This window comes from Cupriavidus oxalaticus, from assembly GCF_016894385.1.
In the GTDB taxonomy this organism is placed as follows: domain Bacteria; phylum Pseudomonadota; class Gammaproteobacteria; order Burkholderiales; family Burkholderiaceae; genus Cupriavidus; species Cupriavidus oxalaticus.
The window spans coordinates 3,758,435-3,782,351 of record NZ_CP069812.1; the positions used below are offsets into that span (position 1 = coordinate 3,758,435).

17 protein-coding genes are annotated in these 23,917 nt (G+C 69.0%); 7 read left to right on the forward strand and 10 right to left on the reverse strand.

Annotation, left to right across the window (positions count from 1 at the left end; genetic code table 11):
• Positions 1 to 29: 29 nt before the first annotated feature.
• Positions 30 to 758 carry an OmpW/AlkL family protein gene (locus tag JTE92_RS29835; protein WP_063240047.1) on the reverse strand — a complete coding sequence of 243 codons (729 nt, stop codon included), beginning with the start codon at positions 756 to 758 and terminating at the stop codon, positions 30 to 32.
• Positions 759 to 1,034: 276 nt separating this feature from the next.
• A complete protein-coding gene (locus JTE92_RS29840) occupies positions 1,035 to 3,011 on the reverse strand; it encodes an alkyl/aryl-sulfatase (protein ID WP_063240046.1) in 1,977 nt (658 codons plus the stop codon).
• A gap of 157 nt (positions 3,012 to 3,168) precedes the next feature.
• Between JTE92_RS29840 and JTE92_RS29845 the strand changes: the two genes are divergently transcribed.
• Entirely contained in the window at positions 3,169 to 3,786 is a 618-nt protein-coding gene (locus JTE92_RS29845; RefSeq protein ID WP_232353202.1) for a TetR/AcrR family transcriptional regulator, read from the forward strand.
• 35 nt (positions 3,787 to 3,821) lie between these two features.
• On the opposite strand, the gene JTE92_RS29850 is transcribed toward JTE92_RS29845, so the two are convergent.
• The 5 genes from JTE92_RS29850 to JTE92_RS29870 all read right to left on the reverse strand — a co-directional run bounded on the left by JTE92_RS29850 (position 3,822) and on the right by JTE92_RS29870 (position 14,461).
• On the reverse strand, positions 3,822 to 4,775 hold the full coding sequence (locus tag JTE92_RS29850; RefSeq protein ID WP_063240044.1) for a delta(1)-pyrroline-2-carboxylate reductase family protein: 954 nt from the start codon (positions 4,773 to 4,775) through the stop codon (positions 3,822 to 3,824).
• A gap of 59 nt (positions 4,776 to 4,834) precedes the next feature.
• Positions 4,835 to 7,069: a penicillin-binding protein 1C gene (gene pbpC / locus JTE92_RS29855; protein WP_063240043.1), complete on the reverse strand. Its 2,235-nt coding sequence runs from the start codon at positions 7,067 to 7,069 to the stop codon at positions 4,835 to 4,837.
• A complete protein-coding gene (locus JTE92_RS29860) occupies positions 7,066 to 7,770 on the reverse strand; it encodes a lysoplasmalogenase (protein ID WP_063240042.1) in 705 nt (234 codons plus the stop codon). The genes pbpC and JTE92_RS29860 overlap by 4 nt, the downstream gene beginning before the upstream one ends.
• A complete protein-coding gene (locus tag JTE92_RS29865; protein ID WP_063240041.1) occupies positions 7,767 to 13,853 on the reverse strand; it encodes an alpha-2-macroglobulin family protein in 6,087 nt (2,028 codons plus the stop codon). Before JTE92_RS29865 ends, JTE92_RS29860 begins: the two co-directional genes overlap by 4 nt.
• A 122-nt stretch (positions 13,854 to 13,975) precedes the next feature.
• A complete protein-coding gene (locus tag JTE92_RS29870) occupies positions 13,976 to 14,461 on the reverse strand; it encodes an Lrp/AsnC family transcriptional regulator (RefSeq protein WP_029046491.1) in 486 nt (161 codons plus the stop codon).
• A 169-nt stretch (positions 14,462 to 14,630) separates the two neighbouring features.
• On the opposite strand from JTE92_RS29870, the gene phhA reads away from it, so the two are divergent.
• From phhA to JTE92_RS29890, 4 genes are all read left to right on the forward strand, one after another.
• The gene (gene phhA, locus JTE92_RS29875; RefSeq protein ID WP_063240040.1) at positions 14,631 to 15,566 is read left to right on the forward strand and encodes a phenylalanine 4-monooxygenase; all 936 of its coding nucleotides are present in this window, start codon (positions 14,631 to 14,633) and stop codon (positions 15,564 to 15,566) included.
• A 143-nt stretch (positions 15,567 to 15,709) separates the two neighbouring features.
• Complete coding sequence (locus JTE92_RS29880) at positions 15,710 to 16,015, forward strand: 4a-hydroxytetrahydrobiopterin dehydratase (protein WP_063240039.1); 306 nt, start codon at positions 15,710 to 15,712, stop codon at positions 16,013 to 16,015.
• A 150-nt stretch (positions 16,016 to 16,165) separates the two neighbouring features.
• Positions 16,166 to 16,870 (forward strand): response regulator transcription factor, encoded by a 705-nt coding sequence (locus JTE92_RS29885; RefSeq protein ID WP_063240038.1) that lies wholly within the window; start codon positions 16,166 to 16,168, stop codon positions 16,868 to 16,870.
• Positions 16,871 to 16,941: 71 nt separating this feature from the next.
• On the forward strand, positions 16,942 to 18,600 hold the full coding sequence (locus JTE92_RS29890; RefSeq protein ID WP_063240037.1) for a sensor histidine kinase: 1,659 nt from the start codon (positions 16,942 to 16,944) through the stop codon (positions 18,598 to 18,600).
• A gap of 13 nt (positions 18,601 to 18,613) precedes the next feature.
• On the opposite strand, the gene JTE92_RS29895 is transcribed toward JTE92_RS29890, so the two are convergent.
• Positions 18,614 to 19,117, reverse strand: coding sequence for an SET domain-containing protein (locus JTE92_RS29895; RefSeq protein WP_063240036.1), 504 nt, complete (start codon positions 19,115 to 19,117; stop codon positions 18,614 to 18,616).
• Between the two features lie 1,029 nt (positions 19,118 to 20,146).
• Here JTE92_RS29895 and JTE92_RS29900 point away from each other — a divergent pair.
• Positions 20,147 to 20,425, forward strand: coding sequence for an HU family DNA-binding protein (locus JTE92_RS29900; RefSeq protein ID WP_012354324.1), 279 nt, complete (start codon positions 20,147 to 20,149; stop codon positions 20,423 to 20,425).
• Positions 20,426 to 20,674: 249 nt separating this feature from the next.
• The gene (locus JTE92_RS29905; RefSeq protein ID WP_063240035.1) at positions 20,675 to 21,682 is read left to right on the forward strand and encodes a DUF2272 domain-containing protein; all 1,008 of its coding nucleotides are present in this window, start codon (positions 20,675 to 20,677) and stop codon (positions 21,680 to 21,682) included.
• A gap of 54 nt (positions 21,683 to 21,736) precedes the next feature.
• On the opposite strand, the gene dinB is transcribed toward JTE92_RS29905, so the two are convergent.
• Together dinB and rarD are read right to left on the reverse strand one after the other, a co-directional pair.
• Entirely contained in the window at positions 21,737 to 22,840 is a 1,104-nt protein-coding gene (dinB, locus tag JTE92_RS29910; RefSeq protein ID WP_063240034.1) for a DNA polymerase IV, read from the reverse strand.
• A 47-nt stretch (positions 22,841 to 22,887) separates the two neighbouring features.
• Complete coding sequence (gene rarD / locus JTE92_RS29915; RefSeq protein ID WP_063240033.1) at positions 22,888 to 23,799, reverse strand: EamA family transporter RarD; 912 nt, start codon at positions 23,797 to 23,799, stop codon at positions 22,888 to 22,890.
• Positions 23,800 to 23,917 lie beyond the last annotated feature (118 nt).

Below are 23,917 nucleotides of genomic sequence, written 5' to 3' on the forward strand. Positions count from 1 at the left end.
CCTTTTTTATATTGGCCGTGGCGCTGCGCTCAGAAGCGGTAGCCCACGCTCAGGAATGTCACCACCGGGTCGATCTTGATCTTGGTATGCGAAACAATCGTCACCGGCCCGGCCTGCGTGGTCAGCGTGGCGGTGGTCGACAGCGGCAGGTACGACACCGACAGGCCGACGAACCAGTTGTCGTTGATCGCATAGTTGGCGCCGACATTGAACACCGGGTTCCACGACGGCTTGGCGCTGGCGGTCATCGTGGCGCCGGGGATGCCGAACGCGCCATCGACGAATTGCTGGTTGGTGATGGTTTCGTTGGTAAACCAGGTGTAGTTGACGCCGATGCCGACATACGGGCGGAATTTGGTCCTGGCGTCGAAGAAGTGGTACTTGACCAGCAGCGCCGGGCTCCACTGCTTGACCGAGCCGAGCTTGCCGTACTTGGCATACTCGCCGGTGCCCGTGACGTCATGCTTGGGCGGAATGCCCGCGACCAGCTCGCCCGAGATGTTGTCCGTGAAGAAGTGCGTGAACGCCAGGCCGAGGGTGTCGGCGGTCTCGATATCGGCGCCGGTGTTGGCGCGGGTCATATTGACCGGCCGGCCATTGATGCTGTCGACGGTCATCGGGTCGGCGGAGCTGTTCGGCATCACGCGGAACCAGCCCAGGCTGACGATATTGCTGCCGGCCGACTGTGCTTGTGCGGCTCCCGCCAACGCCATGACAGCGCCGGCCGCCAGCATCTTCTTCTTGTAGGTCGATTTCATAGTCCTCTTACTCCTCATTCATTTACTGCCGCATGCATTATCCGGCGTGTGGGAGCAGGACTGTTTCACCGACGATACAGATTCGTAGAGGCCCCTTCCTAAAGCAAGGGTTAACCACTAAGAAACCCGGGCAGGAAGCGTGTCCAGGCCGGGTAAACGCTGCGTCGGCGCAACGCTTTATGCCGCGCGCCGGAAAAAACCCTGAATGATACGGGGGTTTAGAGGCAAGCCGCGCAACAGCGGCCGCCTGCCCCCTCCCGCGCGGCGGACCCGCGCTCAGGGTGTGACAATGGCGAAGCTCGGCTCGAACTTGTCCATCAGCGCCATCCATGCAGCGAGCGCCTGCGGATCGCCATCGACTTTGGCGCGGCCGGCCTGGGTCTCCGCCTGCAGCGTGGTCTGCCCCGAGAGCACGCCGGTCAGCACCGCGCGCGGCATCGTCAGCGTGGCCTGCGGTGCGGCATGCCGTGCGCCTGCCTTGTAGCGGAACACGCCGTTCTCCACCGTCAGCGCGTAGCGCTTGCCGGTGTCGGGCTGGACCCAGTTGATCGCCACGGTCTTGCCCGCGGCGCGGTCTCCGTTCAGGCTGATCGCCAGGTAGTCCAGGAACATGGTGTCGGTCATCGCCCGCAGCACGTCGGGGCTGCCGGTGCGGCGCGTAGACTTTGGCGCGCCGTCGCGCAGCTCGGCCGCGCCGGTGAGGTAGGCATTGCGCCAGGTCGAAGACTCGGCCTGGTAGCCGAGCTGCTCCAGCGCGTCGGCCTGCAGCTGGCGGGCGGCCTGGTTGTCCGGGTCGGCAAAGACCACGTGCTTGAGCACCTCGGCCACCCAGCGGTACTCGCCGCGCGCATACGACGCGCGCGCCTGCTCCAGCACGCGCGCCGCGCCGCCCATGTACTCGACGTAGTGCTTGCCGGCATCCTCGGGCGGCAGCGGGTTCAGGTTGGCGGGATTGGCGTCGTACCAGCCGAGGTAGCGCTGGTAGACCGCCTTGGCGTTGTGGCTGACGGTGCCGTAGTAGTCGCGCAGGTGCCATTCGGAGGCCAGCGACGGCGGCAGCTTCACGCGCTCGGCGATCTCGGCCGGCACGTAGCCCAGGTTGGCCAGCCGCAGCGACTGGTCGTGGATGTACTTGTAGCCATCGCGCTGCTTGCCCAGGTAGGTGACGATGTTGTCGCGGCCCCAGGTCGGCCAGTGGTGCTGCGCAAACAGCACCTCGGTGCGGCCGCCGAAGCGGTCGATGGTCTCGTCCAGCGCACGCCACCACTGGTTGGCGTCGCGCACCTGCGCGCCGCGGATGGTGTAAAGGTTATGCAGGTTGTGGGTGGCATCCTCCGCCGCGCACAGCGCCTTCCACTGCGGCAGGTACATCAGCATCTCCGCCGGGGCCTCGGTGCCGGGCGCCATCAGGAATTCGATCTGCACGCCGTCGATGGTTCGGGTCTCGCCGGTCCTGGCGATCAGGTCGGTCGGCGGCACCAGCGTCAGCGTGCCCTGCGCGACCGCCTTGCCCAGCCCGGCATCGACCTGGCCGGTGGCCGAACGCTGCAGGTTGGTGCCATACATGTACTGGGCGCGGCGGCTCATCGCGTTGCCGGCAAAGACGTTCTCGCTGACAGCCTCTTCCATGAAGCCTTCGGGCGCCAGCACCTTGACCTTCCCCGCCTTGACGTCGTCTTCGCTGATCACGCCCTTGGCGCCGCCGAAGTGATCGGCATGGCTGTGCGTATAGATCACCGCCACCACCGGCTTCCTGGGGCGGTGCTTGTAGTACAGCTCCAGGCCGGTGCGGGCGGTCTCGGTGGCGGTCAGCGGGTCGATGATGATCAGGCCACTGTCGCCTTCGATGATCGTCATGTTGGAGATGTCGAAGCCGCGGATCTGGTAGATGCGGTCGGTCACCTGGAACAGGCCGTGGTTCATGTTCAGCCGGGCCTGCCGCCACAGGCTGGGATTGACCGTCGCGGGTGCGACGTCCTTGTCGATGAAGCGATATGAATCCAGCGACCACACCACCCTGCCCTGCGCATCGCGGATCTCGCCGCTGTCGATGGTGCCGATGAAGCCGCGGCGTGCGTCCTCGAAATCACGCTGATTCTGGAACGGCAACTGCTGCAGCACGGCGGCCTGGGCGCGGGCCGTGGCGTCGCTGGCCGGCTTGGCCGGTGTAGAGGCGGCCTTGGCGGATCCGGAAGAGCCGGCGAAAACAAATGCTGCGGCAACGGCCGCGGCAGTGGCGGTCAGGTACGACATGCGGGTCTCCTTTACGCGCTGCCAACATGGTCGCGCGATACTATTGTGCTGAACGTTCAGTACAATCATGGAGTGTGCTGGCAGAGCTTCTCTACTGTCAAATCTCCGCCCGCCTGAAAATTCTGAAAATCTGCCCCCGCCCCGTATGCCGTCTTCAATGCCCCCGTCCACCAAAGTCCCGCCGGCAGCGCTCAAGAACCGCCGCGGCCTCGAAACCCGCGACCGGATTCTCGCCGTCGCGCGTGAGCTGATCAGCGCACATGGCTACTCCGAGGTGACGCTCGACCAGGTTTCCGCCCGGGCCGGGGTGGCCAAAAGCAGCCTGCTCTGGCACTTCGGGAGCAAGGAAATGCTGCTGGCGCAAGCCGCGACCAGCCTGTTCGAAGACTTCGGCCATGACCTTGGGGGTGTCGCCCGGCATGCCGGCAAGACGCCGCCGCAGCGGCTGGAAAACCTGTTCGACGAACTCGCCGACTATTTCACGGCCAATCCGGAGGCCAAGGGCGTGGTGCTTGGCCTGCTGTTCTCCGGCGGCGTACCGGCCAGCGTGCGCGAGCAGATCCGGCACAGCTGGGACGCGCACGTGCGCGACCTGGCCGAGGTGCTGTCAGTGCCGGGCCAGCCGCTGCCGCCCGAGATGTCGCGCCTGATCGTCGCCACGCTGCATGGCTGCTATGTCCACTGGTACGCCAGCGACCGCAGCGAGCCGATCGCCGGCTTCCTGGCGCCGGCGCGTACCTTGTTCAGCGACTGGCTGCGCGCCCGGGCGGGCTGAGCCGGGGGGACGAGCGGCGTGCTGATCGGCGCGCGTCAGGCGCGGCTGGCCAGCACGCACGCCGCCAGGTCCCACAGCGCATAGCCCACGCTCTTGAACACCAGCGGGCTGCCACTGCGCGCGCGGATGGCATCCGCCTGCAGGATCGCCGTCTCGAACGGCTGCACGGTGCCCCAGTCGATGCCCGCCTGCAGCAGGTCACCCGCCTCTTCCTCGATGCCGAACAGCGTATCGGCCAGCAGGCGCCCATGATCCGCGGCCGCATGGCACAGCTGCGGCGGCAGCTCGCACATGTCGGGGCGGAAGGCACCGACGGCGGCGATGAAGTGGTCGTCGCGCCAGAGGCCGCTGTCCAGGTCCGGCAGCACCGGGCTGCGGCTGGACGTGACCGTGACCACCATCGACACGCGCGGCAGCACCGCGGCAACGGTGTCGGTCACTTCGGCATCGACGCCCAGCGTGCGCGCCTGAGCAGCCAGCGCCGCGGCCTTGTCGCGCGTGCGCGACTGCAGCCACACCTTGCGCGCGCCCAGCCCGGCAACAAAGGCCTCCAGGTGCGTCAGCGCCTGCACGCCGGCGCCGACGATCAGCAGTTCGCCATCGGTGCGCGCGGCGAAGCATTGCGCCGCCAGCAGCGACACCGCCGCGGTGCGCCGGCCGGTCACCGTCGGCCCGTCGAGCATGGCCAACCGCGCGCCGGTATGCGCGTCGGCCACCACCACTTCGCCGAGGATGCTGGGCAGCCCGCGCCCCGGGTTGCCGGGGTGCACGGTGATGTTCTTGGTCATCACCAGGCTGCGGTTGCGCGCCGGCATCACCAGCAACGTGCCCTCGCCGTGTTCCGCATCGCCGACCGGCAGCGCGATGCGCGGCGGCGCCATGGCCGTGCCGTCGCGCAGCTCGGCCAGCATATCGGCGATGGCGCGCGCCAGTTCGGGATACGGCAGGCGGGCCGCCGTGCTGGCGGCATCGAGGGGAAGCAGGGACATGCGGGCGCTCCGGCTGGATGGTGAAACAGCGATTATGCGCGACGGCCCGCGCAGCGATATCAGCGCCTGGCAGGCGCGGATGGCGCCCGCACCGAGGCGCCGCGCACCTCGATGCCGATCCGGTCCACCACCTTGCCCGCCGCATCGAGCAGTTCCACCTGATGGCGGCCCGGCCACGGCAGCCACGCCACCTCGGCGCCGCGGCCGAGCGGCTTGCCGTCCATGCGCCAGCTGACCGCGCGCGCGGACTGGCCGGCGATGCCTTCCGCCTGGAACCAGACACGCTGCGACACCGGCGGCATGTCGGGGTCGAGCGCGAACACGGTGCCGTTGGCCGGGTTGGCGATCGCCGGCGCGGTGCTGGCCGCTGCCGCAAGCTTGCCGACGCTGACGCGCGCGATGGCCGTCCCGGCGAGAAACACCTCCTCCCGCGCGGGCTCGAGGCCATCGTCGAATTGCAGCGCCGCGCGCTGCACGCCCGCGGGCATCTCCGGCGCGCGGCTGCCTTGCTCGCGATGCAGCGCTTCCATGACTTCATGCCATACCGGCGCCGCGCCGGACACCCCGGAAACATCGCGCATGGCCGCGCCGCTGGCGTTGCCGACCCACACGCCCACGGTATAGCGCTGCGACCAGCCGATGCACCAGTTGTCGCGCATGTCCTTGCTGGTGCCGGTCTTGACCGCGGTCCAGAAGCGCGTGGTCAGCGGGCTGTCGAGGCCGAAGGTGCGCGCGCGCGCGTGGCGGTCGGCAAGGATATCGCCGATCACGTAGCTCGCGGCCGGCTGCATGACCGCGACGGGCGCAGCAACCGGTGCGCCTTCGCGCAGCCGCGGCGGCGCATGGCGCCCGCCGCTGGCGAGCGCGCGGTAGGCATTGGTCAGCGCCAGCAGCGACACGTCGGCGCTGCCCAGCGCCAGGCTGTAGCCGTAGTAGTCGCCCGCCTCGGCCAGCGGCAGGCCCAGCGCCACCAGCCGCTTGTGGAAGCGGTGCGGCGTCACCATCACCAGCGTGCGCACCGCCGGCACGTTCAGCGATGCCGCCAGCGCCGCCCGCGTGCTGACCCAGCCGGCGTAGCGGTGGTCGTAGTTCTGCGGCACATACAGTCCGCCGCCCACCGGCAGGTTCACCGGCCGGTCGTCGAGCAGCGACGCCGCGGTCAGGCGCCGTTCCTCCAGCGCCTGCGCGTACAGGAAGGGCTTGAGCGTCGAGCCGGCCTGCCGCAGCGCGGCGGCGTGGTCGACCTGCGCGGCCGACGACAGCGCGCCGGACGATCCCACATAGGCCAGCACGTCGCCGCTGGCGTTGTCGATCACCACCACCGCGCCATCCTCGACATGGCGCCCGGCCAGCTCGCGCAGGTGCCGGTCGAGGCTTGCCACCGCCGCGCGCTGCAGGCGTGCGTCGAGCGTGGATGTGATGCGCGCTGGCATGGGCGCGCCCGGCGCCAGCTGCGCGCGCGTGTCGCTGACCAATCGGCGTGCGAGGTGCGGTGCGAGTTGCTGCGTCATCGCAGGCGCCAACGCCGTGGCATTACGCTGCGCCACCGGCCCGGTACGCAGCAGCGCCAGTTGCGCGAAGCCTTCCAGCCCTTCGCATTGGCGCGGCAGCCGCATTTCGCGCAGGATGCCGCAGGCCCGGCGCGCCACCTGTGCGGCCGGCGCGTTGGGCGCGCGCACCAGCGCCACCGCCAGCGCCGATTCGCGCGCATCGAGCCCTTCCGGGTATTTGCCGAACAACACCTGCGACAGCGCCGACAGCCCGACCAGTTCGCCGCGGAACGGCACCAGGTTCAGGTACGCCTCGAGGATCTGGTCCTTGCTCCAGCTGCGCTCCAGCAGCGCCGCGCCCGCGGCCTGGCCGACCTTCTGCGTGAAGCTGCGTCCCTGCGCCGCCGCGCCGGGCCGGCGCAGGTCGTCGTCCAGCAGGCCGGCCAGCTGCATGGTCAGCGTCGAGGCGCCGCGCGTGCGCGTGTTCCACAGGTTGGCCCCCGCCGCCGCGGCCACGCCCTGCCAGTCGACGCCGCTATGCGCATAGAAGCGCCGGTCTTCCGACAGCACGATGGCCGTGCGCAATGCCGGTGAAGTCTGCGCCAGCGTGACCCAGTCGCCGCGGCGTGCGCGGAAGTCGTCGCGTACCCGCCCGACCACATCGCCGTGGCGGTCCAGCACCACTACGTCAGCACTGCGCCATTCGTCGCGCACCTGCGTGAAGGCCGGCAACGCGGCGGCGTGCGCACTCCACAGCAGCGGCCACAGCGCCAGGATGGCAAGACGCCTGCCGCGCGCCTTCATGGTTGCGACCGCCCCGACACGATGCCCGCCACCAGCAGCACCTGCGCCGCGGCATAGGTCCACCAGATGCCCAGCGCGAAGGTCTCGAACGGCACCAGGAAACGCGCGATGCCGATCATCATGTCCGACGCGGCAAAGCACAGCGCGCCCAGTGCCGCCAGCGGCGTCGGCAGCCGCGCCACCAGCGCGCTGCACGCCATCGCCGCAAGCACGCCCACGTACAGCGACACCGGCACCGCCAGCGTGCCGAGATTAGGCCAGAAGCGGCCCAGCATGGTCCCGGCCACGCCGAGCATGGCGCCGCAAGCGATCAGCCGGTGCGGGCGCAGGTCGCCGGCCAGCGGCACCAGCAGCCGCAGGTAGGCAAGGTGCGCGAGCAGGAAGGCGCCCAGCCCGCCCACGAACGAGAACGACAGCGCCGGCACCGCCAGCAGGAAATCGCCGATGGCCGAGCACACCAGCGCCGTCACCAGCCAGCGCCGTTCCGGCAGCGGCCGGTGGAACCACGCGGCACGCGCCAGCAGCAGCGCCATCGCGGTCTTCCACAACGGCTGCATGGCGATCTGCCCGGTCAAGGGCGCGCCCTCGGGCAACTCCATCGACACCTGCACCAGCAAGGCGCCGTAGATCACACCCGCCATCGCACCCGCGAGCCACCACTCGCGCACCCGCGCCGGCATCGTCAACGCCAGCCAGCTCATGGGCGCGCTCCTACCACCAGCCGCGCGTTCGGCGCCACGCCGAATACATCGGGCGCGTACATCGCTTCGACGCGCGACGGCGGCAGCGAGAATTCGCCGGCGTTGTTCAGGCGCACCGTGTACTCGACCGCCACCGTGCCCTTGGGCAGGTAGCCGAAGTACTCGCGATACGCCTGCGGCGTGCGTTCGGTGTAGGCCGGCCAGGCCACGCCCTGGCGCCGCTCGCCGCGCGTGGCGATCTGCGAATCGCGGCCCAGGCCGCTGCCGAGAATGGTGGCGCCGGCGGGCACCGGGTCGCTGACCACCACCCAGGTCATGTCGGCCTGCGCATCGATCTCGAGCTTGACGCGGTACACGTCGCCGCGCGACCACTTGCCGGGCACCGCCTGCTCCTGCGGCGTCACGGTGCGCTTGATGCGGTAGCCCGCGGCCAGCGGCGCGGTGACCGGCACCGCGGCGAGCGCCTGTACCGTCGCCCACGGATGGCCGGCCCCGGCCTGCTCCACCTGCAGCGTGCCGCCGTCCGCGCCTGCCGGCCACGGCAGGTCGACACTGCCCTGTGCCACGCCGTCGTTGCGCTGCGCGCGCGCCCAGTCGAAGCTGCGCGTGGCATCGGCGGCGTTGCTCACCGAGACGCGCGTGCTGCCCGCCACCGGCGTCTTCTCGAACACCTGCGCAAAGCGCGTCACCGCCAGCATGCCCCACGCATTGGCGGTGGTGGTGCCCCAGGCGCCGCGCACCTGCCGGCCGATCAGGCCGGTGGCCAGCTGCGGCGCGTCTTCCTTCCAGCCCGGCAGCTCGGCGGCCAGCGTCAGCAGCCGCGCGGCATTGGCATCGCCTCCGGCCATCATCCACCACCAGTTGTCGTTGCGCTCGGTGGAGAACGCCAGCCGCGTGCCTTGCACCGTCAGGCGCGAGCGCAGCAGCTGCTGCGCCTCGGCCAGCCGCTGCTCGCGCTGCGGGATATCGGCCAGGCGCGTCAGCAGCAGGGTCCAGTCGAGCAGTGCCGAGGTCGGCCACTGCGCCGGCAGGATCTGGATCGCATCCAGCATGCGCGCCTGCGCGTGGCCGGTGCGCGACAGCGCTTCGAGCGCGGCCAGCTTGCGCGCCTCCAGGTACTGCGTGCCGCCCACCGGCGACCAGCTGTCGCGGCGGATGCGGCCTTCGACGAAGTCGGTCAGCGCGCGCTCCATCTGCGCGCGCTGCGCGTCGGGAATGCGCAGCGCCAGGCCGGCGCGCGCGGCCTCGTCGCTGACCGCCAGCAGGTAAGCGGTCAGCACCTCGCTGCCATGGTCGCTGTCCGAAGCCAGCGGGAAATACGAAGCCAGCCCGTTGGCATCGAGGTACGACGGCAGCTGCGTCATCAGTGCTTCCCACGCGGCCGTGTCGTTCAGCCCGATCGCCTTCGACGCACGCTGCTCCAGGCAGGTGAACGGATAGTTGCGGAACCATTCGCGCACGCCCGGCATGCCGCCCGCCAGCGACGACTGGAAGTTCACCTGCAGCCCGCCGCGCACCTTGCCGACAGGATCCGCCAGCGCGCCGGGCGGCGCCTTGACCGGCACCGACAGCGACGGCGCCACCTGCGCCAGCGTGGCCTGCTGCACCGTGACCGGCACCGCGGGAACGATCTGCTGCGAGACCTTGATGCGGTCGCCGGCATTGCCGCCGCCCTGCTCGCTGGCCTGCACCTCCCACATCACGGTGCCGCTGCGCGCATACGCCAGCAGCATGGGCGCGGTCACGTCCCAGCCGATCTCGCGCGCTTCGCCCGCGGGAATCTGCACGGTCTGCGCGGGCAGCGTGCCGTCGTTGCCGAGCAGCGTGGCGCGCGCGCCCGCCTGCACCGTCATGGCGCGCTTCGTGGTATTGCGCAGCGTGAACATGGCGCGGTAGCGGTCGTCCTCGCGCACCAGCAGCGGCAGGCCGGAAATCACCTGCAGGTCCTGCGTGGCGGCAATGGTCGCGCTGCCGGTGCCGAAGCGGCCCACGCCCAGGTCGGCCACGGCGACGATGCGGAAGCTGGTCAGCGAATCGTTGAGCGGCACTTCCAGGCTGGCGCGGCCTTCGGCATCGAGCTGCACGCGCGGGTTCCACAGCAGCAGCGTGTCGAACAGCTCGCGCGTCGGGCTCTTGCCGCCGCCACCGCCGGCGGGCACCGCCTTGCGCCCATAGTGCCGGCGACCGATGATCTCCATCTGCGCGGTCGACGTTTCCACGCCATAGCCGCGCCGCTGCAGCATGGCGTCAAGCAGGTCCCAGCTGGTGTTGGGCATCAGCTCCAGCAGCGCCTGGTCAACCGCCGCCAGCGCGACTTCGCCGTTGGCGGCGGGCTTGCCGTCGGGCAGCCTGACCTGGATCGCCACGCGCGCCTTGCCGCGCACCGGATAGGTGGTCTTGTCGGGCGTCACCGCGACATCGAGCCGGTGCCCGGCGTTGCCCACGCTGATCTCGGCCAGCCCCAGCCGGAAGGCCGGCTTGGACAGGTCGACCAGTGCCGTCGGCGCGGCATATTCGCGGCCTTCGCTGCGGAAGGCGCGCCACCACTCGCCCGGCTGGCGCCAGCCCCAGGTAAAGAACGAATACCACGGCACCTCGTGCAGGCGCCCGCGCAGCGCCAGCACCGAGACGTAGACATTGGGCCCCCACTCCGGCTTGAGCTGCACGCGCACCGTGGGATCGCTGCCATGCAGCTCGACCACCTGGGTCTGGTAGATGCCCTCGCGTTCCACCGCCACCAGCGCGGTGGCGTGGCGGAACGGCATGCGCACCTGGAACACCGCGGTGTCCCCCGGCGCGTAGGACTTCTTCTCCGGCAGCAGGTCGATGCGGTCGTGGTTCGCGCCGCCGAACCACAGTTCGCCCCGGCGCGTGACCCACACTGTCGAAGCGGCCTGCGCGGTGCGTCCTTCCTTGTCGCGCGCGCTGGCCACCAGTTCGACCTGGCCGGCCTGGTCCAGCGCCACCTCGCAGCGCGCGCGGCCGTGCGCATCGGTGCGGGTCTCGCACACCGTGCCGAGCTCGCGCGTCTCGGTGCGGTTGTCATAGCGGTAGAAGCCGCCGACCACGCGCTTGCGCGCCGAGGTGGTGATGCGCGCGCGCGCATTGAGCTTGACCGGGGCATCGGCCACCGGCTTGCCGTTGAGGTCCAGCACCACGCCGTGCACCGCCAGCTTCTGCTTCACCGAGACCCAGCCTTCGGTACGGATGCCGACCCCCACGCCGGCCGGCCACAGCGGCACGGTCTGGCGCAGCGTCTGGATCTCTCCGTTGGGGTCGGCAAAGCCGGCTTCGAGCACCAGGTCGCGCGGCGCGTCGGTCTTGGGCAGCTTGCGCAGCGTGACGGTGCCATTGCCGTTCTTGTCCAGCGTCAGCGGCAGCTTGTCCGCCACCAGTGTCTGGCTGCTGTCCGCCTGGTCGGCCTGGTCGGCGTCATCCATTTCCTCGTCGCCGCCCGCGCTTTCGCGCTGCGGACGCGGCGGGTTGAACGAGAACTCGTCATAGCCGGGGAAGCTGACGCTCTTGTCGCGCAGCAGCGCCGATACGCGCACCGGCAGGCCGGCCGCGCCGCCGCCCGACAGGTAGTGGATTTCCACGCCGACCGGCAGCTCGGCCGGCGCGATCGCGGCGCCGGCCTTGCCGGCCAGCTGCAGCGTGCCGGCCAGCACGGGCAGACGAAACGCTTCGACGCGGAAGCTGCCGCTGGGATAGGTACGCGAGCCTTCGTCGCGGCCGTTGACGCCCCCACCCTGCTGCGTCTGCTGCGCTTCCAGCTCGACGGTATAGATGCCCAGCTTGGCCGCGGGCGGCACCTGGAAGGTGCTTTCCGCGCTGCGCCCGCCGGTCGCGGTCTGGCGCCACTGCAGCGGCAGCTCGTAGGTCTGGCCGCTGCCGTCGTGACGGATCGTCACGCGCGTCGGCAGCGGGCGGCTGGCCGGCGGCAAGGCAAAGCCCTGCGCGGTCTCGGCGCGGATCAGGTGCTTCATCGACACGGTCTCGCCGGCGCGCAGCAGCGTGCGGTCGAAAATGGTATGCGCGCGCACCGTCGGTGCAGTGCTGGTGTCGGTGGGCACATTGAAGCGCCAGGATTCGATGCCGCGGTTCCAGTCCGACATCACGAAGGCCATGTCGGCCTTGCCGCGCGCCTGCGGATGCCCCGCGGCGATGCGCGCGGACACGAAATAGCCGGACAGCCCGTTCTGGTCGCAATTCGATTCCGGCACGGCGTCCAGCCTGGCAAAGCGCACCACGCCGCCGGCGTCGGTGCGGCCCTCGCCCAGCAGGCGCCCGCTGCAATCGCGCACGGCGACGGCGGCGTCGGCCACCGGCTTGCCGTCGTCGAGCGCCGTGACCCACGCCAGGCCGCTGCGGCTGCCGTCGTCCTCGCTGCCCAGGCTGCGGCCGAGCTTGAAATGCACGCCCAGGTTGGTCACCAGCGCAGTGGTGCGCACGTACATCGGCGCGCGCTTGCCGAGCAGCGCCTCGCCCAGCATCGGCGAAGCGATCTCGACCACGTGGAAGCCCGGCTCGGGCAGCGGGATGCCGACCACCTCGAACGGCCGCGGGCCGTCGCCCGATGGTTTGGGTACGGCCAGCTTCTGCACGCCGGGGGCGCGCTCGAGCAATGACACGGAGCGCGTTTCGATCGACATCGCATTGCGCGGGTTGCTGACACGATAAGGCGAGCGGCCCGCCAGCACCGCGTCGAGCTCGCCGCGGGTATAGCTGGACTCATGCATGCGGCGCACCAGCCCCAGCCATTGCATCACCGCGGCATCGTCGTCTACGCGCAGCTTCATCACCGTGCCGGCACGGGCCTGGATGCCGCGCACGGCAAGGTCGGCCTCGACATTGCGCAGCGTCACCGGCAGCAGCGGCGGATAGTCGGCCGGCGACTTGCCGCGCGGCAGTTCGCCGAAGCGCTCCACCACGCCGAACGGCGCGGCGGCGAACTTGGCCAGCGGCGGCATGGACGCCGTGGCGACCTTCAGCGGGAACAGGTCGGCATTGGACAACGTGCGGCCGCTGTCGTCCTTCAGGTCCTTTGGTACCTCGACGATGAACTGTGCCTTCTCGGCGAACGGCGCGGCAAAGGTCAGCGCGCTGACGCTGGCATCCGGCGCGAGGTCCGGATCGAACTGCGGCGCGCGCCGGCCGGAGGGCGTCTTCAGCAGCACCTGCTCGACCTGCTTGCGCGGCACCGGGGCCGAGAACGTGACCGACATCGGCCGCAGCGGCGTGCACGGCGACTGCGCGTGCTCGCGCTCGCAGCTGAAGCTGGCGGTAAACGGTTCGCGCACGGTGTAGTCGAAGCGGCGCTCGTCGCGCGCGGCCACACCCGACGGCGTGGCGATGCCCGCGCCCAGCACCAGCTGCACGCGCGCCGCGGCCGGCAGCCGTTGCTGGCAGGCAAGCAGATGCACGGCATCGGGCGCCGGCCTGGCCAGTTTGGTCCAGTGGATCGCCTCGAGCAGGTCGTCGCGTTCCTTGCCGGTGAGCAACCGTACCGGGATGCGCTCGCCCAGCCCTTGCGCCTGGCACCAGGCATGCTCGCGCACCGACGCCGGGGTGGCCGAACCGTTGAAGCGCAGCGCGAAGACCTGGTCTTCCTCGATCTCGCCGCCGGACGGCCGGCTGGCGATCACGGTCGGGCCGCCGGTCTCGAAGCGGTATTCCGGCTTGCCGGCATAGGCGGTGCCGGCGACGCTTTTCAGCCCGGTGCGCATGCGCACGCTGCAGCGCACCCCGGGCGGCAGATCGCTGGCGAAATCGTAGACCCAGTTTTTGGCATCCACCCAGCGAGCCTGGCCGCTGGTGCTGGCGCCGGTGCATGACACGGCGGCCGGCGCTGCGGCCTGCACGTCGCCCATCGGCACCATGGCCTCGTCGAAGCGGATCGCCACCTGCCGGACCTGGCCCACCGTGCCTTCCGGCGAAAAGCGGGTGACCTGGGCGGCATCGGCGGGCTGGACGGCGGCAAGCAGCACGAGCGCGGCGCCCAGCGCCAATGCCGCGGCGCATGACGCGCGCGCTGGCTGCCTGCTGCCAAGGTACCGATCGGCTCCGGCAACGATTCCCTTCATCCTGCCATCCTCCCTTTTCCGCCACTTTGTGGCACCCGGCGAGGGTGACACGCACGCCACAGGAGCGCAAGACCGGCGCGCAATCCTGCAACGCGCCCTGGGAAAGACGCGCGGATCTCGTGTCAGCGCAGGTGCGACAGCGGCAGCGCCCCCTCGCACTTGATCGCGGTCAGCACGATATTGGAACGCACGCTCTCCACGCCGGGCACGCGCATCAGCCGCTTCATGGTGAATTCCGCCAGCGTGGGCAGGTCCGGCACGACCACGCGGATCAGGTAATCGGCCTCGCCCGCCACCGAATAGCACTCCTGCACCTCTTCCAGCAGCAGGATTTCCTCGCGGAAGCGCTCGACGATGGTGTCGCCGTGGTGCGCCAGCTTGACGCTGATAAAGACCAGCACGCCCAGCCCCAGCGCCTGGGTCGACAGGCTGACGCGGTAGCCGGTGATGACGCCATCGGCTTCCAGCCGCGCCAGGCGGCGGCCGACCTGGCTGGGCGACAGGTGCACGCGCTCGGCCAGCTGCTGGTGGGTGGAGCGGCCGTCGGCCTGCAGGGCGGCCAGCAGGGCCAGGTCGAAAGGATCGAGAGAGACGCTTTGGGCAGTCATACACAAATTCCGCATTGAGCCATCGCATGACGCACGTTACATGCGCGATCGATCCAATACAAGCCGATTTTGCGGCGTATATGCGGCATGCCGTCACTAAACTACGCAGTAAATCCGCATTTCAGGCTGCCGTGCCGCAGCGACCACGCATAACAGGAGACACAAACCCATGTCCGCACCCGCCATGGCTGCCACCGAAGCCCCCGCCGCCTTCCAGGGCACCCTCACCGACAAGCTGCGCGAACAGTTCGACGCAGGCCTGCTGTCCGGCCAGTCGCTGCGCCCCGACTTCACCATCGAGCAGCCGGTGCACCGCTACACCAGCACCGACCACGCCATCTGGCGCAAGCTGTATGAGCGCCAGGCGTCGATGCTGCAGGGCCGGGTCAGCGACGAATTCCTGCAAGGCCTGGCCACGCTCGGCATGGAAAAGGACCGCGTGCCGGATTTCGGCCAGCTCAACGAGACCCTGATGCGCGCCACCGGCTGGCAGGTGGTCGCCGTGCCCGGGCTGGTGCCGGACGAGGTGTTCTTCGAGCACCTGGCCAACCGCCGTTTCCCGGCCAGCTGGTGGATGCGCAAGCCCGAGCAGCTGGACTACCTGCAGGAGCCGGACTGCTTCCACGACGTGTTCGGCCACGTGCCGCTGCTGATCAACCCGGTCTTTGCCGACTACATGGAGGCCTACGGCAAGGGCGGCCTGAAGGCGGCCGGCATGGGCGCGCTCGACATGCTGTCGCGCCTGTACTGGTACACGGTGGAGTTCGGCCTGATCCGCACCGGGCAGGGGCTGCGCATCTACGGCGCGGGCATCCTGTCGAGCCAGGGCGAATCGATCTACAGCCTGGACTCGGCCAGCCCCAACCGGATCGGCTTCGACGTGCGCCGCATCATGCGCACGCGCTACCGCATCGACACCTTCCAGAAGACCTACTTCGTGATCGACAGCTTCGAGCAGCTGTTCGACGCGACCCGGCCGGACTTCGCGCCGCTGTACCAGGAACTGCGCGCGCAGCCCACGCTGGGCGCCGGCGACGTGGTGCCGGGCGACCAGGTGATCCATGTCGGCACCCGCGAAGGCTGGGCCAGCACCGACGACATCTGATGCCGGGGGCGCCTGCCCCGCTTCCCGCTTTGTGAAACAATGCCGGCATGCCCGCCGCCACGGCGCGGGCGGGCCGGCTGTCCGCTCTGGCGGCGTCCCCGGACGCTGCCTGCCGATTCCCCAAGACCCAGATCGAGCCCACCATGACCCCTCTGTCCCCGCAAGCCCGAGCCACGCTGCTCGCCGAACTGCCCGGCTGGACCACCGTCCAGGACCGCGACGCGATCTTCAAGCGCTTTACCTTCCACGACTTCAACGCCGCCTTCGGCTTCATGACGCGCGTGGCGATCCAGGCCGACAAGGCCGACCACCATCCCGAGTGGTTCAATGTCTACAACCGCGTCGACATCACGCTGTCCACCCACGATGCCAACGGCCTCACGCAGCGCGACATCGACCTGGCCCACTTTATCGAGCGCGCCGCGGCGGCGCTGGTGGTGCCCGGCTAAGACCTGGCGCGGCAGCAGATAATCCGGGCGGATGTAGGCAAACCGAAAGGAAGCCGCGGCCCGCGCCTAGTACAATCTGCGGCAGGCCCGCACCTGCGTGTGCTGCATGGGCCCTCCTCCAGCCATGCCCAACCTCCTGCCCGAGCCGCCATGCGTATCCTGCTGATCGAGGACGACCGCCAGATTGCCAGCGGCGTCGAAGCCGGCCTGTCCCGCGCCGGCCACCAGGTACGCGTCGTCCACGACGGCGTCTATGCCACCGAACACCTGCTGCGCGAGCAGCACGACCTGGTCATCCTCGACCTGGGCCTGCCCGGGATCGACGGCATGACCCTGCTGGCGCGCTACCGCGCCCGCAACCGCACCACCCCGGTGATCATCCTGACCGCGCGCGACGAGCTGGAAGACAAGCTCTCGGGCCTGAACGCCGGCGCCGACGACTACCTGATCAAACCCTTCGCCCTGCCCGAGCTGGAGGCGCGCGTGCGCGTGCTGCTGCGCCGCAGCCAGCACGGCGAGGCCGCGCCCGAGCGCGACGTGCGCCTGGGGCGCCTGCGCCTGTCCGGCAACGACCGCCGCATGTTTATCGACGCGCGGCCGCTGGACCTGTCGCCGCGCGAGTTCGCGGTGCTCGAGCTGCTGCTGCAGCGCCAGGGCCGCGTGGTCAGCAAGGCGCAGCTGCAGGACCACCTGGCCACCTTCGCCCACCCCGCCGGCGAAGGCGGCGATACCGTGGGCGACACCGCGATCGAGGTCTACGTGCACCGCGTGCGCAAGAAGCTCGAGGATTGCGATGTCGAGATCGTGACCGTGCGTGGCTTCGGCTACCTGCTGCAGATCCGCGCCGGTCAATGAAAGCGTTCCTGCCGCTTGCGCCGCCGGGCGCACGGTCCTGATCCCAGGCCCTGTTTCTGCCCCCGCTGGCAATGTGGCCCCGCTCCCGCACCTCCTCCCGAGTTTCCTGGCGCACCGCCTCGCGCATCGCAACGCGGAACGTGCCTCCCGCTTCCGCCGCGGCTGACACCGCCGGCGCCGCGGCCGCATCGACGCGCCAGGCCACTCGCCCCGGCTCCAACATCAGCCTGCGCGTACACCTGCTGCGCGCGCTGGCGACGCCGCTGTTCGCGCTGGTGCTGACCAGCGGCTCGCTGTCCTACTGGCTGGCGGCGCACTACACCACGCAGGTGTTCGACCGCGCGCTGTACGGCGTGGCCAACAACATTGCCCAGCAGATCCGCATCGCCGGCCCGCGGCTGGAGCAGGACATCCCGATGATCGCGCAGACGCTGGTCGAGGCCGAGGGCACCGACCGCATCTACTGGCGCATCCACGGGCCCGATGGCCTGATCGGCGGCATGGACACGTGGCTGGGCTACGGCACCGGCCAGACCACGCTGCACGATGCCCGGCTGTTCTATGCCTGGTTCAGCGGGCGCCAGGTGCGCGCGGTGCGGCTGCCGGTGATGCTGCCCAGCGCCGCGGTGGACGAGCTCGGCACCAGCGAGGCCGGCAAGCCCGCGCGCGGGCCCATCGTGGTCGAGGTGGCCGAGCTGCTGGACCGGCGCGAGACCGCGGCCAACGAGATCCTGCTGTCGGTATCGGTGCCGCTGATCCTGCTGCTGCTGGTCGGCAGCCTGATCCTGTCGCACGTGCTCAAGGAAGAGCTGGTGCCGCTGCAAATCCTGGCCGACAAGCTCAACCGGCAGACCGCGCGCTCGCTGGCGGCACTGGACGAGACCCAGGTGCCGGCCGAGGTGGCGCCGCTGATCCGCGGCCTGAACGCGCTGCTGGCGCGGCTGCGCGACGCTCTCGATGCGCAGCGCAAGTTCATCGCCGATGCCGCGCACCAGCTGCGCACGCCGCTGACGGCGGTCAAGCTGCATGCCGACCGCGCCATGGAAGCCGATTCGCCGGAGGTCGCCCGGCATGCCCTGCGCGAAGTCCAGACCGCCGCCGACCGTGCCGTGCGGCTGTCGAACCAGCTGCTGTCGCTGGCGCGCGCAGAGCCCGGGCTGTCGCTGGAGCGGCTGGGTCCGGTGGAGCACTTCGATTTGGCCGAGCTGGCCTTCGAGATCGGCGCCGAATGGGTGCCGCAGGCACTCGCGCGCCGCATCGACCTGGGTTTCGAGATATTGCCCGGGCCTACCTTTACCGGCAGCACGCCCGCGGTCGTGCGCGGCAACCGCCTGCTGATGCGCGAGGCGCTGTCCAACCTGATCGACAATGCGGTGAAGTACGTGCCGGCCGGCGGCCGCATCACGGTGCGCGCCGGCGGCGAGGCCATGGGTCACCGCGGCATGGCGGTGGTGATGATCGAGGACAACGGTCCCGGCATCCCGCCGCAGCGGCGCGAAGAGGTGTTCAAGCGCTTCTTCCGCGGCGACCGCGCGGCCCAGAGCGGCGGTGCCGGCCTGGGGCTGGCCATCGTGCACGAGATCGTGACCCTGCACCAGGGCACCATCCATATCGAGGACGTGCCGCAGCAGCGGGCCAGTTCCCAAGGCGCGGAAGGCACGCCGGAGCGCCGGCCAACCATGCGCTTCGTGATCCGGATCCCGTGCGAGCCGGCCGGGTCGGCCGCCTGAGCCGCCTTCGGCCTTACTTCTTCTTTTTCTTGTCCTTCGGCGCCAGCATGGTGCCGCGGCATTGCGGGCTGCCACAGCGGCACTCGAATTCCTTCTTCAGCTTGGCCGTATAGCGCGCCTCGATCACCAGACCGTAGTCATAGAACAGCTCTTCGCCCTGGGCAATATCGCGCAGCGCGTGGATAAAGACGCGGCCCTTCTTCTCGCGCGCCTCGCAGTTGGGCTCGCAGGCGTGGTTGATCCAGCGCGCGCGGTTGCCGCCGAACTTGGCGTCGATGACGCTGCCGTCGTCCAGGCTGAAGTAGAAGGTGTGGTTGGGATCGCTGGGATCGTGCGGGTGGCGCTCGAGCGCCTTCTTCCACGAGATGTGCTCGCCCTTGTACTCGATCACGCGCTCGCCTTCGGCAATGGGGGCGATGGCGTAGACGCCCTTGCCGTGCACGCCGGACTGGCGCACCTCGATCCGGTCGCTTGCTGTCTTCTTGCCCGCTGCCTTGTGCTTTGCCTTGTCCGCCATTTGCCTTTCCGTGCGTGTCGCTTGCCTGTGCCGGCCGTTCCGGCGCGATCGGCATGATACCGGCGTGGCTGCGGCACGTATACGTAACCATGGGTAACCATGGGTTAACCGATCGCACAAGCGCCCTGGCGGGTATACGACCCGGTTACGCAAACCTCCCTATGTGGATAACCCCGCCTCCTTCTGTGGAAAAGCACGCGGATTCGATGTGGGCTGCCTGGGGCTCGCATGGGGATGCCGCGGGCATAAGTCGGAGGCGTTTACCGCAAGCCCTCCTGCGGAAGGCTGACTCATCCACTGCGACCAACACTGGATACGACCACTTCTCGTTTACGTAAACCGTTGACGGCAAAGACGTTTACGTGGTTTTCCACAGGCGGGGGCGCTGTTTACCTACTACCACTATTTGTATACATGAAAGAAAGATGTAAACCGAAAGGCAGGCCAGGCACAGCGGCAAAAATCCCGGCGTATACCGGTGCCCCGGGAACGTTGCGTATACGCTCGGTTGGACTGCCCAGGTCCGGGCATGCACGAGCCGAATACCCTGTCCCTCGAACGCAACCCTGCGCCTGTCCGGCATGCAACATAGTGCAGTTGACCTGTGGGGCTCCTGAGCGCGAGCAGGGCGCGTTTACGTGCGGGAGGCTTCCCTTGCCCTCTGTCGCGATCGCCAAAGGCCTGTAAACGCCTCTAAAGCGCTTCGTGGCCTTGTCCCGACCCCCAGGGGCTGCTCTGACGTGGCGGCATCGCTGCATGCCCGTGCAGCCCCATGTGGCTGTCTCTGCGCTCGATGCCAGGCGCTTGCGCCACAACGGCAGTGTTCGGAACCTGCCGCGCCGCCGCGTCGATTTGCCGCCAGCCACGGCCTGATGCGGCCTCGCGCAACACTGCGGGTAACAATCTGTTCCCGGTGCGCCTTGTCCGACACGGTATCATGTGGCCCGCGGCGTCTTTGCCGGAGCGGCGCCAGCCTGGCTGCCGCCGACCGGGACGCCTGTGTTTTATCAACTCGATACGGAGTGAAGCATGACGAAAACCGAACTGATCGACGCTATCGCAGCCGGTGTGGACGGTCTCACCAAGGCCAAGGCAGAACAGGCACTGAACGTGACCCTGTCGGCCATCATGGACGCCGTGGCCAAGGGCGATACGCTGAGCCTCATCGGCTTTGGCACGTTCAGCAAGGGCGAGCGTGGCGAGCGCATGGCGCGCAACCCGCGTACCGGCGAAGAAATCAAGGTGGAAGCCGCCAAGACCGTGAAGTTCAAGGCTGGCCAGAAGTTCAAGGACGCTGTCAACCAGTAAGCCTGACGGGCTGCACTGCACGGCCCGTATTTGTTTGACCCCGCCATGCCGCCGCCGGCCGCAAGGTTCGACCAGGGCGCAGGTGAGCGCCAGGCGGGGGACGTTATCCACAGCAGGGATCGACGTTTTCTGCAGTATCCGCCGCATCGCTGAAGCCATGCCGAAGCGGTTGCGCGCCAGGTCTTCCAACAGGCGTCCAGCCTAGGCCGATGCAAGGCCGGACGGGGCGCCGAGCCATGTGGGGCTTCCATGTTCGCCCGTCCATTGCGCCGTCCATTGCGCCGCAGATCTCCACAGCGTTATGCACAGCGCTTTCCACAGCGGCTTCCACAGGTTTCTCCACAGGCAATTTGCGCCGCCGCGGCGCTGGCGCTGCTGAGCGCCTGCACCACCGTCAGCGAACCCGCGCGTCCGCAGGCACGCCCGCTGCCCGACAACGAGCGGCCGGTCACCACGCCCGGCGCCACCCCGCGTGAGCGCATCGTCGAGATCGCCACGCAGGAATGGGCACGCTGGGGCGGGCAGGTGGTGCGCCTCGGCCGCGACGACAGCGCCTGCGTCACCTACAGCCCGGTGCCGGCGCCCGACCTGCCCCCGGCCCTGCCCGAACCGCCGGAGATGCAACCCGACGACCCGGCCAATACCGGAGCGCCCGCCAGCGGCACCAGCGCCGACACCGACAACAACAGCGTCAAGTGGCCGCGCGCCGATTGCATGACCTTTCCGGACGGCACCGGCATGGAGGCCACGCCGGTGGGCTGCACGCTCGCCCGGCGCTACTGGGGCATCGTCGGCGAGACCCCTACTTGCCAGCAGGTCACGCAAGGCGCGTGGGCGTGGTCGGCGGTGTTTATCTCCTGGGTCTTGCGCAAGGCCGGGCTGGATGCGCAGCAGTTCCTGACCGGCCAGTCACATTCGATGTATGTGGTCGATGCGCGCGACGGCATCCTTGCCCATCCCGCCTTCCGCATCGAACCCGTTCCGGCCATGCCCCGCCCGGGCGACATCGTCTGTTCCGGACGCGGACGCGACCGCTACCTCGAGGATGTGGCCGAGATCGGCTTCGGCACCACGCCGATGCATTGCGACATCGTGGTGGCCGTCGATCCGGCGGCGCGGGTGGTGCGTGCCATCGGCGGCAATGTCCAGCAATCGGTATCGATGGAGGAAATCGAACTGGGCGATTCGGGGCAGATCGATGGCGTGACCAATTCGCATATGCCCTGGGTGCTGGTGATGCGGAACAACCTGCAATAGCCCGTGCATTTATTAGCGTGACTAATCGCTTGATGGTAGAAATCTACCTGGTGATTATTCGTGCGAATGATCCTGGTGCCACTCGAACAGCTCGAGCTGGGACTGATCCCGGTGGCTGGTAGCCACCCCCACCCCCAGCAACCGCACCGGCAGCCCGCGCCGGGCGTGGCCCTCTGCCAGCAGGCGCGCATAGACAGCACGGTCGGGCGCCTGGCCGCGGCATTCCACCGTGGTCTGGCGGAAGTCCGAAAAGCGCAGCTTGACCGTCAGCTTGTCGATGGTGCCGTGCGCCTGCGCGCGGGCAATGCGCGCCTCGAGCATGGCGATCAGCGGCTCCAGTTCGGCCAGGCATGCCTGCAGGTCGGGCAGGTCGTCGGCGTAGGTCTCTTCCACGCTGATCGACTTGCGCTCGCGCTCGGGCGTCACCTCGCGCTCGTCCACGCCGCGGCACAGCTTATAGAGGCGCGCCCCGAACGCGCCGAACTCGCGGTGCAGCCGGTCCGGCGACCACGGCCGCAGGTCGCCGCAGGTCTGTGCGCCCAGCCGCAGCAGCTTGGCCGCGGTGACCTTGCCGACCCCGTGGATGCGATCGACCGGCAGCGCGGCGACGAAGGCATCGACCGCCGCCGGGCGGACCACGAACAGCCCGTCGGGCTTGTTCCAGTCGCTGGCGATCTTGGCGACGAACTTGCTCGGCCCCACCCCGGCGGAAACGGTCACGCCGACCTGGTCGCGCACGCGCTGGCGGATTTCTTCGGCAATGCGGGTGGCGCTGCCGGCGTGCTGCGTGCAGAGGCTGACGTCGAGGTAGGCCTCGTCCAGCGACAGCGGTTCGACCAGCTCGGTGTATTCCCGGTAGATCGCAAAGATCTGGCGCGACACCTCGCGATACTTGTCCATGGCCGGGCGCAGGATCAGCAGCTCCGGGCAGCGCTTGACCGCCTGCGCCGACGCCATGGCCGAGCGCACGCCGAACGCGCGCGCTTCGTAGTTGCAGGTGGCGATCACCCCGCGCCGGTCGGGCGAGCCGCCCACCGCCATCGGCCGGCCGCGCAGCGACGGGTCGTCGCGCATCTCGACCGAGGCGTAGAAGCAATCGCAGTCGCAATGGATGATCTTGCGCTGGAGCGGGGGCGTGGCATCAGGCGGCGCTAACATTGCCGGGCACCAAATTTATCTACGTGAAGAATGAATGATTTGTTGATTTAGATCGATTCATTAGTCCTCTGGATGGAATTCGCCTTTTGCCCCTTCTGTCGGCTGTTCATCCACAACCCTTCCGCCGCGTACAGCGCCAGCGAAATCCAGATCAGCGCATAGCCGGCCTGCTTCTGCACGGGGAATGGTTCATGCCACAGCCACACGCCCAGCAGCAGTTGCAGCGTCGGCCCCGTGTATTGCAGCAACCCCAGCAGCGACAGCGGGATGCGCCGCGCGCCGGCGGCGAAGAACAGCAGCGGCACCGCCGTTACCGGCCCGGCCATCAGCAGCAGCAGTTGCGTACCTGGCGCTGCGTGGGTGAAGCCATCCTGCCCCGTGGTGAACAGGTAGGCCAGCATCGCCGCGGCAAACGGAAACAGCAGCAGCGTCTCCAGCGACAGCCCTTCGAGCGCGCCCAGCGCCCCCGTCTTGCGCAACAGCCCATAGCCGCCGAAGCTGGCCGCCAGCCCCAGTGCAATCCAGGGCAACTGGCCAGCGGCTACCGTCAGCCACGCCACCCCGGCTGCGGCCACCGCGATCGACAGCCATTGCACCGGGCGCAGCCGCTCGTGCAAGAACACGACGCCCAGCAGCACGCTGAACAGCGGATTGATGAAATAGCCCAGGCTGGCATCGACCACGCGGTTGGCCGACACCGCCCAGATATAGAGGAACCAGTTGGCGCACAACAGCGCTGCGCTGGCGGCGAACGACAGCAGCAGGCGCCGGTCCTTCAGCTGACCAAGCCAGGCCCACTGGCGCCGCCAGGCCAGGATCAGCCCCAGGAAGGCCAGCGACCACACCATCCGGTGCAGCAGGATCTCCGTCGGCGCAATGCCGGGCAGCGACTTGATATAGAGCGGGAGCAGCCCCCAGATGGCATAAGCCAGGAGCGCGTAAAGGATGCCGATTTGCATAGGGAATTCCGGTCGATGCCGGCGATTCTACCGGCGCCGGGGAAAGCTCGCCGGGCAATAAAAAACCCCATGCCCGCAGACAGGCATGGGGTTTGTGCCCGGCACCGGCCGGAACGTG